The sequence below is a fragment of the Streptomyces sp. NPDC001770 genome (genome assembly GCF_053596135.1).
In genome coordinates this window covers 173,875-186,395 of the sequence record NZ_JBSFFN010000001.1, presented here as the reverse complement: position 1 = coordinate 186,395, position 12,521 = coordinate 173,875, and the positions used below count along the sequence as shown (strand labels likewise).

The window sequence follows — 12,521 nt, the reverse complement described above, 5'->3', positions numbered from 1 at the left end:
GGAGAGCCGCCGTCCCGGGCACCACGGACTATAGGGCGACTTTCGAACGTGTTCAGAAAACTTTCCCGGATGTTCATCAACAACGTGCCGCCCGGGGGAAAGCGGACCGACGACTTCCACCACGACCCGGGCGGGTCGAGCAGACCAGGCAGGTCGAGCGGACCGGGCGGGGAGCGGAGCAGGCCGGTCGAGCGGACCGGGCAGCAGAAAACCGTTCCGCCCTCCTTCCCCCGCGCGCGGGAAGGAGGGCGGAACGGTGTCAGCGATCGCTCGATCTACGCCGCCGTCGCCAGCTGTTCGCGCGGGACGAAGCGGACGTGAGGGCGCCCCGGGCGGAGGTCCACCTTCACCCTCAGGCCGCCGAGGCGGGCCAGGACGAAGCCGATGACCAGGGCCGCGAGCAGCGATATGCCGCCGCCGAAGGCGAAGCCGGTGCGCGGGCCGTAGGCGTCGCTGATCCAGCCGACGATCGGCGCCCCGACGGGCGTACCACCGGCGAAGACCATCATGTAGAGACTCATCACCCGGCCGCGCATGGCCGGGTCGGCGGCCATCTGGACGCTGGTGTTGGCGCTGATGTTGGTCGTCATGCCGAGCATCCCGATCGGCACCAGCAGGATCGCGAAGATCCAGACGGCCGGCGAGAGCGAGGCCGCGACCTCCAGGAGCCCGAAGAGGGTGCCCGCCGCGACGACCATCCGCAGCCGCGAGGAGCGGCGCCGGGCGGCCAGCAGTGCTCCTATCAGGGAGCCGCAGGCCATCAGGATGTTGAAGAAGGAGTACATGCCGGCGCCGCCGTGGAAGATCTCGTCGGCATAGGCGGTGAGCCAGATCGGGAAGTTGAATCCGAAGGTTCCGACGAAACCGACCAGGGCGATGGGCCAGATCAGCTCCGGGCGCCCCTTCACGTACCGCAGGCCCTCGCGGAGCTGGCCCTTGGCGCGGGGGACGATCACCGTCTGGTGGAGCTCGCTCGTCCGCATCATCAGCAGGCCGACGAGGGGTGCCGTGAAGGACAGGCCGTTGAACATGAAGGCCCAGCCGCTGCCGACCGAGGTGATCAGGACGCCCGCGATGGCGGGGCCGATGAGGCGGGCGGACTGGAAGTTCGCGGAGTTCAGGCTGACCGCGTTGCGGAGCTGCTTCGGGCCGACCATCTCGGAGACGAAGGACTGGCGGGCCGGGTTGTCCACGACCGTGACCATGCCGAGCAGGAACGCGATCAGGTAGACGTGCCAGACCTGTACGAGGCCCGCGAGGGTCAGGGTGGCCAGGGACACACCGCAGAGGCCGAGCAGGGTCTGGCTGACGAGCAGGAGCTTGCGCTTCGGGAAGCGGTCGGCGACGACGCCGCCGTACAGGCCGAAGAGCAGCATCGGGAGGAACTGGAGGGCCGTGGTGATACCGACGGCCGCGGCGGACCCGGTGAGGCTGAGGACCAGCCAGTCCTGCGTGATGCGGGACATCCAGGTACCGGTGTTGGAGATCACGGCGCCCGTGGCGAACAGGCGGTAGTTGCGGATCTTCAGCGACGAGAAGGTCCCGCCGGTCGAGCTGTCGTGGGTGGCGGTCGGTGCGGGGGCGGAGTCTGCTCCGGATCCCGTACTCAAAAGGGTTCGCCTCCTCGGCGTGGGTGAATGCTGGCAGGTGACGAGGGAACGGCGACATCGAGCGCGGCGGCTGTGGTCCGGCCGGCCCGGGGCGTCACAGGTGGGCGAGCTTCTCGAGCACGGGTGCGGCGACCCTGAGCTTCTCCCACTCGTCCTCGTCCAGACCCTCGGCGAGTCCGGCCAGCCAGGCGTTCCGCTTCGTGCGGCTCTCACTGAGCATGGCCTCGGCCTGCTCGGTCTGGCTGACCCTCTTCTGGCGACGGTCATCGGGGTGCGGTTCGAGACTGACCAGTCCCTTGGCTTCCAGCAGCGCGACGATGCGAGTCATCGACGGCGGCTGGACGTGCTCCTTGCGGGCCAGCTCACCGGGGGTGGCCGAGCCGCAGCGGGCGAGGGTGCCGAGCACCGACATCTCGGTGGGACTCAGCGACTCGTCGACGCGCTGGTGCTTGAGGCGTCGGCCGAGCAGCATCACGGCGGAGCGGAGGGAGCTCACGGCGGCGGCACTGTCGCCGTCGTGGATCAGGTCAGGCATGGTCATTAGCGTAACTCATTACTTTAACTAAAGACCAATCGGTGGTACGCGCGAGAATCTCCTCACCCGAACGAGTGAGTCAGGCGCGGAAAGTCACACCAAAAGCGCGCCGGGGCGGCGACCCTGCTTGGCATGGGATCGACAGTACTCAGCCTGCGGATCGACGGTGAGCTGCTCGACCGGCTCCGGCAGCACGCCGCAAAACGCGGAATGAGCGTCCAGGACTACGTGGTCCGGACGCTCATTCGCGACGACTTCGACGAACGCTTCAAGTCGGCGGTCGACGAGACGGAGAAGTTCTACGGGCCCCAGGGCCGGCAGGACCCGGTGGACCGGATCACGTGACCGGGCGCCCGGAGGAAGGGGGGCGGCGGGTCGGGTGATCCGGTCGGCCGGGTCGGATCAGGTGAGGCCGAGGGCCGGCATCGCGTAGTAGAAGACGAAGACCGCCGACACCACGTACATGGCCACCGGCACCTCGCGGCCCCGGCCCGCCGCCAGCCGCATCGCGCTGAAGGCGATGAAGCCGATGCCGATGCCGTTGGTGATGGAGTAGGTGAACGGCATCATCACCATGGCGAGGAACGCCGGGATGGCGAGGGTGAAGTCGCTCCAGTCGACGCCCCGGACCGAGCTCGCGACGATCAGGAACCCGACCGCGACCAGCGCCGGGGTGGCCGCCTGCGAGGGGACCATGGTCGCCAGCGGGGTCAGGAACAGCGCCACCGTGAAGAGCAGGCCGCTGACCACGCTCGCGAGGCCGGTACGCGCCCCCTCACCGACGCCCGCGGTGGACTCCACGAAGCAGGTGGAGGCCGAGGAGGAGGTCGCGCCGCCCGCGGCGACGGCGATGCCGTCGACGAACAGCACCTTGTTGATGCCGGGGAAGTTGCCGTTCTTGTCGGTCAGCTTCGCCTCGTCGCCGACGCCGAGGATGGTGCCCATCGCGTCGAAGAAGCAGGACAGCAGCACGGTGAAGACGAACAGGATGCCGGTCAGCACGCCGACCTTGGAGAAACCGCCGAAGAGGCTGAAGTCGCCGAGCAGCCCGAAGTCGGGCGAGGCGACCGGGTTGCCCGGCCACTCCGGGACGGTGAGGCCCCAGGCGCCGGCCGGCAGGTCCACGGCAGCGTTGATGATCAGCGCGAGGACCGTCATGGCGACGATCGAGATCAGGATGGCGCCCGGCACCTTGCGGACGATGAGCCCGAGCGTGAGCAGCACGCCCAGCACGAAGATGAGGACCGGCCAGCCGTGCAGGTGACCGTTGCCGCCGAGCTGGAGCGGGACGGTCGTCTGGGCGAGGTCCGGGATGCGGGAGACGAAGCCGGAGTCCACCAGGCCGACGAGCAGGACGAAGAGTCCGATACCCATCGAGATGCCCTTGCGGAGCGAGGTGGGCACGGCGTTCATCACGCGTTCCCGGAGCCCGGTGGCGACCAGCAGCATCACCACGATGCCCGCGAGGACGACCATGCCCATCGCGTCCGCCCAGCTCATCCGCGGGGCGAGCTGGAGGGCGACGACGGTGTTGACGCCGAGACCGGCGGCGAGCGCGATCGGCACGTTGCCGATGACGCCCATCAGCAGCGTGGTGAACGCGGCGGTGAGCACGGTGGCGGTGACCAGCTGGCCGCTGTCGAGCTGGTGCCCGTACATGTCCTTGGCGCTGCCGAGGATGATCGGGTTGAGCACGATGATGTACGCCATCGCGAAGAACGTGGCGAATCCGCCGCGGATCTCACGGGCGACCGTGGAACCCCGCTCGGAGATCTTGAAGAAGCGGTCGAGCCCGCCCTGCGGCGGGCTGGGGTCGACCTCTGCGGTGGCCGTGCCGGACATGTATGACCTCAGACGTACGTAGGAGCCATGAACAAGGTGGGGGAGGGTTGGCCGTCTTTGGACTTTTACACGAACAAATCACGCCATTCCCGAACGGATTAAGTATGAATACATAAGGCGAAGATCGCTATCTCCGCGCGTAGACCCTTGTGCCGCAAGGGCTCGGGGCCCTTATGTATGCGGTCCTTATCAGCCGCCCGGCCTGCGTCGCGATACCCGACCGGGCGGCCCATAGACTGGGCCCATGGAGAAGTGGACACCGAAGCACGAGGCGCCCGAGCCCCTGGAGGGTCCCGTCGTCGCCACCATCACCGGCGGCACGATCCTCTGGTTCGTCCTCTTCCTCGTGCAGCTCCCCTTCTACGGCTGGTTCGACGACCACGGCCACCTCTGGTGGGTGTGGACCTGCCTCGCCGGGGGCGGACTCGGACTGATCGGCATCTGGTACGTACGCGGCCGCGACGCGGCCATCAAGCGCCACGCCGCCGCCCGCGAGGCGGAGGCCGCCGCGGCGGCGCACGACGCCGGCCCGGACGCGCCGGGCGGCGCGGCCGGCTGACCCGTCCCCCGTACGTCGCCGGGCTGGCCCGGCGTTCCGCCCGTACCGTCTGAACCATGACGCAGCGGGCCATCGACACCTCCGGGGGGCAGACCCCCGATCGCCCACCCTCCGAGGAGGCCGCGCCCCCGCCGTACGACCCCCGGGGGCTCACCGCCGCCGAGGTGGCGGAGCGGGTCGCGCGGGGCGAGGTCAACGACGTGCCCGTCCGCTCCTCGCGCTCGGTCACCGAGATCGTGCGCGCCAACGTCCTCACCCGGTTCAACCTGATCATCGGCGTGCTCTGGGTGATCATGCTGGCCGTCGCGCCGATCCAGGACAGCCTCTTCGGTTTCGTGATCATCGCCAACACCGGCATCGGCATCGTCCAGGAGTGGCGGGCCAAGAAGACCCTGGACGGCCTCGCCGTCATCGGCGAGGCGAAACCCACCGTGCGGCGCGACGGGACCGCCGCCGAGATCTCCACCTCGGCGATCGTCCTCGGCGACCTGATCGAGCTGGGTCCCGGCGACAAGGTCGTGGTGGACGGCACGGTCGGCGAGGCCGACAGCCTGGAGATCGACGAGTCCCTCCTGACCGGTGAGGCCGACCCCGTGCTCAAGCGCGCGGGCGATCCCGTGATGTCGGGCAGCTTCGTCGTCGCGGGAGGCGGGGCCTTCACCGCGACGAAGGTCGGGCGCGAGGCGTACGCGGCCCAGCTCGCGGAGGAGGCGTCCCGGTTCACCCTCGTCCAGTCCGAACTGCGCAGCGGCATCTCCACGATCCTGAAGTACGTGACCTGGATGATGATCCCGACCGCGATCGGGCTCGTCATCAGCCAGCTGGTCGTCAAGGAGAACGACTTCAAGGAGTCGGTCGCCCGGAGCGCCGGCGGCATCGTGCCGATGATCCCCGAGGGGCTGGTGCTGCTGACCTCGGTCGCCTTCGCGATCGGCGTCATCCGCCTCGGCCGCAAGCAGTGCCTCGTCCAGGAGCTGCCCGCCATCGAGGGACTGGCCCGGGTCGACGTCGTCTGCCTCGACAAGACCGGCACCCTCACCGAGGGCGGCATGGACGTGACCGAGGTCAGGCCGCTGGGCTCCGCCGACCGGGAGTACGTCTCCCGGGTGCTCGGCGCCCTCGGCGGCTCCGACCCCCGGCCGAACGCCAGCCTCCAGGCGATCGTGGACGCCCACCCCGACCCGGGCGGCTGGCGGGTGACGGACACCCTGCCGTTCTCCTCGGCCCGCAAGTACAGCGGCGCCGCCTTCCGCGAGGACAGCTCCACCGACGACAGCGCCGACGCCGCGGACAGCACCGACAGCGCCGACGGCGCGGGCCGCGCGGACGGCGCGGGCCGCGCGGACGGCGCGGGCCGCGCGGACGGCTCCGCCTCCGTCGAAGGGGCCGCCGACGCCGCCGACTCCGTCTGGCTGCTGGGCGCCCCCGACGTGCTGCTCCCCGACGGCGATCCCGAGCTGGCCTCGATCGAGGAGCTGAACCGGCAGGGGCTGCGGGTGCTGCTGCTCTCCCGGGCGCGGGGCGGCCTGGACGGTCCGGACGCCGCCGCCGGGTCCGTGCCCACCGCGCTCGTCGTGCTGGAGCAGCGGCTGCGGCCGGACGCCGGGGACACGCTGCGCTACTTCGCGGACCAGCGGGTGGCGGCGAAGGTGATCTCCGGGGACAACGCCGTCTCGGTGGGGGCGGTGGCCGGAAAGCTCGGGCTGCCGGGTGCCGAGCACACGCTGGACGCCCGGCGGATGCCGGAGGACCGGGACGCGATGGCGACCGCGATGGAGGAGAACACGGTCTTCGGCCGGGTCACCCCGCAGCAGAAGCGGAACATGGTCGCCGCGCTGCAGTCGCGCGGCCACACGGTCGCGATGACCGGTGACGGTGTCAACGACGTGCTCGCGCTCAAGGACGCCGACATCGGGGTGTCGATGGGTTCGGGGTCGGAGGCGACCCGTGCGGTGGCGCAGATCGTGCTGCTGGACAACAGCTTCGCCACCCTGCCGTCGGTGGTCGCCGAGGGCCGCCGGGTGATCGGCAACATCACCCGGGTCGCCACCCTGTTCCTGACCAAGACGGTCTATTCGGTGCTGCTGGCGATCCTGGTGGTCTGCTTCCAGGTGGAGTACCCGTTCCTCCCCCGGCACCTGACGCTGCTCTCCACGCTGACGATCGGCATCCCCGCGTTCTTCCTGGCGCTCGCACCGAACAAGGAGCGGGCCCAGCCGTACTTCGTCCGCCGGGTGATGCGGTACGCGATCCCGTCCGGGGTCATCGCGGGGGCGGCGACCTTCCTCACGTACATGCTGGCCGGGAGCCACTACTCCGGCCCCGGGGCGCTCGACGCGGAGACCAGCGCGGCGACGCTGACGCTGTTCCTGGTGTCGATGTGGGTGCTGGCGATCATCGCCCGCCCCTACACCTGGTGGCGGATCCTCCTGGTGGCCTCGATGGGGGCGGCGTTCCTGATCGTCCTCGCGGTGCCGTGGCTCCAGCACTTCTTCGCGCTGAAGCTGGTGGGCACCACCATGCCGTGGGCGGCGGTGGCCATCGCGGGGGCGGCCTCGGTGCTGCTGGAGTACGTCTGGCGCCTGGTGGGCCGCCGCTTCGGGGCGTAGCCGCCCTTCCGGGATCCGGGGTGTCCCGCTCCCCTCCCCCAAAGTGGCCGAGGAACGGCGTTGCCCGGCCCATGACGGGCCACTAGGGTCGCTCGGGTGACTACCGGGTCGGCCTTGGGCCACGCACGAGCAGGGTTCCCGGCCTCGGCGTGAGCCCGAGGCGGGCCAGAAGCCCGCCCCCCTTCTCCGCGTCTTCGCTCCTGGCGCCCCCTCGCGGCGCCCCCTCCAGCGGACTCCAGAGATTCGGGGACACACCACTGATGCCGTACGACCAGCAGCACCCGCACGCCTCCGGGCCGCCGGCGACCGCCGTCCAGCTGAACCACACGGCCGTCTACGCCACGGACCGGCACCTGTCGGCCGAATTCATCGCCACGATCCTCGGGCTGGAGGTCGGCGCCCCGTTCGGGCCGTTCCTCCCCGTCGACCTCGGCAACGGCGTGACGCTCGACTACTACGCGAAGACCGACGAGCCGATCCAGTCGCAGCACTACGCGTTCCTCGTGCCCGAGGCACGGTTCCACGCCATGATCGCCCGGCTGGAGGCGGTCGGGGTCACGTACTGGGCCGACCCCCACCACACCGAACCCGGCCGGATCAACCATCTGTCCGGCGGTCACGGCGCGTACTTCGAGGACCCGGACGGCCACAACATGGAGATCATGACCCGGCCCTACGTCCGCCCCTGACGGGCCGCCACGCGGCGGTCCGCCGGGCGCTCTCGCCCGGTGGGCCGCCGCTCCGGGGCACGGGCGGCGGCCCACCGGGCGCGGGGATCAGTCGAACCAGCGGTCCCGGGCCAGCTCCTCCGTGCGGGACGGGTCCTCAAGCAGGGCCGCGACCTCGAAGCGGCGGGGCCACTGGCCCGCCGCCCAGGCGAGTCCGGCCGCCACGCCTTCCAGGGTCGAGGCGTGCACGGTGCCGTCGGGGGCGCGACGCCAGTCCAGTTCGACGCCGCCCGCGTGGAGCTCCTCGTGCTCGACGTAGGTCTCGGGGGTGCGGTCGCCGAGCAGCACGCGGACGGATTCGGGCACCTCGTGCTCCTCGCCCTCGGTCTCCACCTCCGCCTCGACCGTGTCGCCGAGCCGGCGGACCTGGAAGAGCTCCGCGAGTTCGGCGGCGCGTGCCGGGGCGACCGGCAGCAGCGGCAGCCCTCCGGCGAGCGGAGTCACGTCGGGGGCGTCGGCGACGACGGCGTCCGCCGCGTCGACCACCTCCACCTCGCCGTCCACGACGGCCCGCAACGCGTCGGGCAGGGTGACCTGTTCGGGGTCGAGGTCGGCCAGCGCGGTGTAGAGGGCGTGCAGTTGTACGGCGGTCACCGGACGGTCCTCGTCGGCGAGGCGGCCCAGCAGTTCGGCGGCGCCGCCCGGCTCGTCGAGGAGGGCGGCGACCGTGGTGCGTACCCCGAGGGCGCGGAGCACCTGGGCGTCGTCGAAGCCGGTGGCGTCCACCGCGTCGTAGAGGCCGGCCAGCAGCGGGTCGCCGCCCGCCGCCCGGACACCGGCCGGGCGACGGCCCTCCAGCACCGGGTGGTCGCGCAGCCACCAGGCGGTGTACGGGCGCACCGAGCGGGTCGTACCGTCCGGGAGCAGCACCCGGACCGGCTGGGTCAGGGCGTCGCGGAGCGGCGGCCGGGAGAGCATGGCGAGCGCCTGCGGCCAGGCGTCGTCGGCGACGAGGTCGAGGTCGCGTACGGCCACGATCTCGGTGGCCACCGGCGGTACCGGGGTGTCGGGGAGCTGGTCGAGGAGGTCCTCGCACCAGACGTCGACGGCGTCCAGCAGTCCGGCGTCGTCGGGTTCGGCGAAGTCGCCGTCGCGGGGCTCCAGTTCGTCCGGGTCGAGCACCACGTCGGTGGTGCGCACGAGGGCGAAGCCGGCGAGGACCCCGCAGGCGGTGAGCGGCTGCTCGCCCCAGCGGTCGGCCAGTTCCTGGTCGCAGAAGGCGAGTTCGCCCTCGCGCATGATGTCGGCGAACTCACTTCCGGGCAGCACGAGTTCTCCGGCGGGCGCGGTCTCGCCGTCCTCGTCGGGCAGCGCGAGTGCACCGAGCCAGGGTTCGTCGCCGGGGTTCAGTTCGGCTTCGCGTACGAGGGTGAGCACGGTCTCCACGAGTTCGTCGCCGTCCAGCGCGTCCTCGTCCCAGATCTCGCCCGCGTCCAGCGATCCGGCGACGGCCGCCCGCACCTGGGGGGTGGTCAGCACGGCGCGCGGGGTGGCGGGAAGCGCGCCCAGCTTCTCCAGGAGCGGGTGCGCGGCGTCCGGGTGGGCGACCTTCAGGCCGAGCCGGGCGAGGCGGGCGAGCACCGGGCCGGTCAGCGCGTCGGGCAGCGGGAGCAGCACCTGGCGGGGGCCGATCGTGGTGCGGGGCGGCTGCCCCTCGGGGGCGTCGGGCACCCCGGCCAGCGGGACGGGCAGCCCGGAGAGGCGGTCCGGGTCGACCCCGGCGAGGCTGTCGTAGAACCTCCGCCACCAGTGGGGTTCGCGCTCCAGGCCGGCGAGCCGGTCGATCGCCTCGGTCAGCGGGACCCGGCCGACACCCAGGGTGCGCAGTTCGGTGCGGCGCTCCAGCCCGGCGGGGAGCAGGCACGGCAGGACCTCGGCGAGCACCCGTACGGTCCCTTCCCCCGCGCCCTCGACGATCTCGGCCTCGACGGGCCGCAGTGCGGCGGAGTCCCGGTGCCGGACGGCGTCCGGGATCTCCGGCTCCGCCCAGTCCTCGGCGGCCCAGTGCTCGGTGACCGCGGCGGCCGGGTCGGCGGGCGCGGCCGGGGCCAGGAACGCGACCCGGGGCAGCCGCTGGAGGATCGCCCCGCGCAGCGCCCCGTCCAGCGCGCCCTGGCCGAGCGGGCCGGGCACCAGGTCGAGGGTGCCGGTGGAGACGGGGTGCCAGTCGGCGAGGAGTTCGGCGTAGGCGTCGGCGGCGCGCTCCACCAGGAAGTCCGTGAGCGGGCCGGGCGCCGGGTGCCTGCGGGTGGTGTCCAGCGGCAGCGAGGCGATGAGCAGGGCGGGCACGCCGAGCGGTTCGTCGGTGGGCGTCGGAGCGTGCACCACGGGGGCGGTGGCGGGGCGGCGGGGCGAGCCGTCCTCGTTCACCGGGACCGCCCAGGTGACCGACCAGTGGGGGCGCAGCCGCTCCTCGACCGGCCGGTCGGCGAGCAGCGCGGGCTCGACGGGCCCGTGGTGGAAGACGGTGCGCCAGCGGTTGGTGCCGTGCGCGGAGTCCTCGACGTGGATGTACGGGCCCTGCGCGGATCGCCTCAACGTCCGTACACCGGACGGGGTTTCGACAACGATCTCGTCGAGTCCGGTCAGGGTGAGGAGGAGCGCGTCGTCGATGGAGCCGAGGAGCCGCTCCACCAGGTCCTCGGCGGTGCCGTCGCGCAACGGCAGCACCACGACGGTGTCGTACCCCTCGGGCGCGGCACCCTCGGCGGGCAGCGGGAGGCGCAGCAGCGGTACGTGGCCGTCGCGGCGGCGGAGTTCGTCGCCGAGGCCGGGGCTGCCGACGGCGGCGCCCTCGGCGAGGAGTCGGGCCTCGGCGAGGGACCAGCGGACTCCGCCGTGGCGGCCGAGGACGGCGGGCTCGTCGCTCACCGCGAGGACGGCGGCGAAGCCGACGCCGAAGCGGCCCACGGACGTCTCGTGGCCCTCGCGCTTGGCGGAGGCGCGCAGGGTGGAGAGGGATTCGACGCCGGTGGCGTCGAGCGGGGCGCCGGTGTTGGCGGCGGCCAGCACGGTGGGGGTGCCGTCCGCACCGGGGTGCAGGGTGAGGCGGAGCCGGCCGGGCGCCCCGGCGCGGGCGGCTGCGTCGGCGGCGTTCTGCGCGAGCTCCACCACGAGGCGGTCGCGGTACCCGCCGAGCGCGAGGTCCTCCTCGGCGTTGGCGTCCTCGCGGAACCGGGCCGGCCCGGCTCCCCAGGCGTCGAGCACGCCGCGCCGCAGCCGTGCCGTCCCGAACGGATCGGCCCCCTCGGTCGCCTTCATGCTCACGCTTCGACTCCGCTCTGTTCCGCTGACCCGTCGGCCGTTGCCGCCCAGTGTGCGCCCGAACGTACCGCGCGGGGACGACGGCGCGGTCCGCGGGAGCGGGTCGACGCGGGTTCAGCGGGCGTGCGGCACACCGCGCGGCGGCCCCGGGGTGGCGGGGGCCGCCGTGCGTGCGGTGCGGTACGTCAGGAGTGGCCGAGGTCGTCCGCGTGCGCGTCGGCCTCGTCGGGGACGGACCCGCCGTCCCGCTCGGGGTGCAGCTGGTAGGTGTCCACCCGCATGGTGTCGAGGGCGTGCGGGGCGGGCGTCGGCGGCTTCGGCATCACGGCCGCCTCGGAGTGGCCGCCGCAGCCGTACGCCAGCGAGACGACATGGCCGTCGGCGGGGCCGAACTCGTTGGCGCAGACACCGAAGGCCTGCCGCAGCGATCCGGTCAGCGGGACCAGGAACGCGCAGCTCACACAGGTCGCGGGGGCGGCCTGGGCCATCGGCGTCTTGGGGCCGAACTCCTCGTCCCAGCGGTCGGCCGCGGCGTGCAGGCCGTACCGGGACAGCACGCGCGCCCGCCGCATGCCGAGCTCTTCGGCGACCGAGGCGATGGAGCCCCGGCCGATCGCGGAGGGCCGGCGGCCCGTCAGCTCGGCGTCCTCGGTGTCGGCGAGGGCGGACAGCTCCTCGGAGACCACCGGCGGTTCCGTCTCGTCGACGGTCTCGCCGGTCCAGCCGGGCTCCAGGCGGAGGTCCTCGGCCTCGGTGGGCAGCAGGTCGCCGGGGCCCATGTCGCCCGGGCGCAGCCGCTCGCTCCACGGCACCCACTCCGGGGCGAGAAGGGCGTCCGAGCCGGGCAGCAGCACCGTTTCGTCGAGCGTGACGTTCTTGGCCCGGGAGGCCCGGGCGACGGTCACCGCCCAGCGCCACCCCCGGTACCCGAACATCTCGCACTCGAAGTAGTGGGTGACGACCCGGTCCCCTTCGGCCACCACGGCCACGTGCTCGCCGACCTCGCCGGGGGCAGCGGCCTCCTCGGCCGCGGCGCGCGCGAGATCTACCGCTTCGGCACAGAGCCGGTCGGGAACAGGGGTACGGGCCGTACGGCTTCGCGTCGTCGCAGCACTCACAGGTCTCGCTTCTCTCCTACGCAGTCTCACGAGCGCGCCGATGGCTCCATCGATGTCCGATTTCAGCCATGACGGCTGTGGGCGGAGCGGACCTGGGGACCGCGTCGACGTCCACACCCGTTGTTGCCTGCCTCGGGCGTGCTTCTCGTAACCCATTCTGCGGGATCGCGGAGAGGCGCGCGGCCAAGAACAACCGCCGGTGGCGCGTAACGCACGCTACCCTCTCCGCCGCCCCGCGCCCACCTGCCCGTCCCAA

General features: G+C 72.3%; 9 protein-coding genes. 4 read left to right on the top strand and 5 right to left on the bottom strand.

The features are described 5' to 3' along the window. Window positions 1–275 precede the first annotated feature (275 nt). Window positions 276–1,610 (bottom strand): MFS transporter, encoded by a 1,335-nt coding sequence (locus tag ACWCSV_RS00780; protein WP_451137717.1) that lies wholly within the window; start codon window positions 1,608–1,610, stop codon window positions 276–278. A gap of 94 nt (window positions 1,611–1,704) precedes the next feature. Next, complete coding sequence (locus ACWCSV_RS00775) at window positions 1,705–2,145, bottom strand: MarR family winged helix-turn-helix transcriptional regulator (RefSeq protein WP_266705725.1); 441 nt, start codon at window positions 2,143–2,145, stop codon at window positions 1,705–1,707. Between the two features lie 132 nt (window positions 2,146–2,277). On the opposite strand from ACWCSV_RS00775, the gene ACWCSV_RS00770 reads away from it, so the two are divergent. Beyond that, window positions 2,278–2,490, top strand: coding sequence for a ribbon-helix-helix protein, CopG family (locus tag ACWCSV_RS00770; RefSeq protein ID WP_327176406.1), 213 nt, complete (start codon window positions 2,278–2,280; stop codon window positions 2,488–2,490). Between the two features lie 57 nt (window positions 2,491–2,547). On the opposite strand, the gene ACWCSV_RS00765 is transcribed toward ACWCSV_RS00770, so the two are convergent. After that, window positions 2,548–3,987, bottom strand: a complete 1,440-nt coding sequence (locus ACWCSV_RS00765) for an NCS2 family permease (protein ID WP_451137716.1) — start codon at window positions 3,985–3,987, stop codon at window positions 2,548–2,550. Window positions 3,988–4,231: 244 nt separating this feature from the next. Between ACWCSV_RS00765 and ACWCSV_RS00760 the strand changes: the two genes are divergently transcribed. From ACWCSV_RS00760 to ACWCSV_RS00750, 3 genes are all read left to right on the top strand, one after another. After that, complete coding sequence (locus ACWCSV_RS00760) at window positions 4,232–4,546, top strand: DUF2530 domain-containing protein (protein WP_451137715.1); 315 nt, start codon at window positions 4,232–4,234, stop codon at window positions 4,544–4,546. Window positions 4,547–4,602: 56 nt separating this feature from the next. Next, window positions 4,603–7,155, top strand: coding sequence for an HAD-IC family P-type ATPase (locus tag ACWCSV_RS00755; protein WP_451137714.1), 2,553 nt, complete (start codon window positions 4,603–4,605; stop codon window positions 7,153–7,155). Between the two features lie 260 nt (window positions 7,156–7,415). Beyond that, complete coding sequence (locus ACWCSV_RS00750; protein WP_451137713.1) at window positions 7,416–7,844, top strand: VOC family protein; 429 nt, start codon at window positions 7,416–7,418, stop codon at window positions 7,842–7,844. Window positions 7,845–7,931: 87 nt separating this feature from the next. On the opposite strand, the gene ACWCSV_RS00745 is transcribed toward ACWCSV_RS00750, so the two are convergent. Further along, a complete protein-coding gene (locus ACWCSV_RS00745) occupies window positions 7,932–11,144 on the bottom strand; it encodes a sacsin N-terminal ATP-binding-like domain-containing protein (RefSeq protein ID WP_451137963.1) in 3,213 nt (1,070 codons plus the stop codon). A 188-nt stretch (window positions 11,145–11,332) separates the two neighbouring features. Next, window positions 11,333–12,265 carry a DUF3027 domain-containing protein gene (locus tag ACWCSV_RS00740; RefSeq protein WP_451137712.1) on the bottom strand — a complete coding sequence of 311 codons (933 nt, stop codon included), beginning with the start codon at window positions 12,263–12,265 and terminating at the stop codon, window positions 11,333–11,335. Window positions 12,266–12,521: the final 256 nt, after the last annotated feature.

Coding starts and splice junctions, on each gene's coding strand:
- ACWCSV_RS00755 (WP_451137714.1), top strand. CDS start 4,603: ATGACGCAGCGGGCCATCGACACCTCCGGGGGGCAGACCCCCGATCGC.
- ACWCSV_RS00745 (WP_451137963.1), bottom strand. CDS start 11,144: ATGAAGGCGACCGAGGGGGCCGATCCGTTCGGGACGGCACGGCTGCGG.
- ACWCSV_RS00760 (WP_451137715.1), top strand. CDS start 4,232: ATGGAGAAGTGGACACCGAAGCACGAGGCGCCCGAGCCCCTGGAGGGT.
- ACWCSV_RS00775 (WP_266705725.1), bottom strand. CDS start 2,145: ATGCCTGACCTGATCCACGACGGCGACAGTGCCGCCGCCGTGAGCTCC.
- ACWCSV_RS00770 (WP_327176406.1), top strand. CDS start 2,278: ATGGGATCGACAGTACTCAGCCTGCGGATCGACGGTGAGCTGCTCGAC.
- ACWCSV_RS00765 (WP_451137716.1), bottom strand. CDS start 3,987: ATGTCCGGCACGGCCACCGCAGAGGTCGACCCCAGCCCGCCGCAGGGC.
- ACWCSV_RS00750 (WP_451137713.1), top strand. CDS start 7,416: ATGCCGTACGACCAGCAGCACCCGCACGCCTCCGGGCCGCCGGCGACC.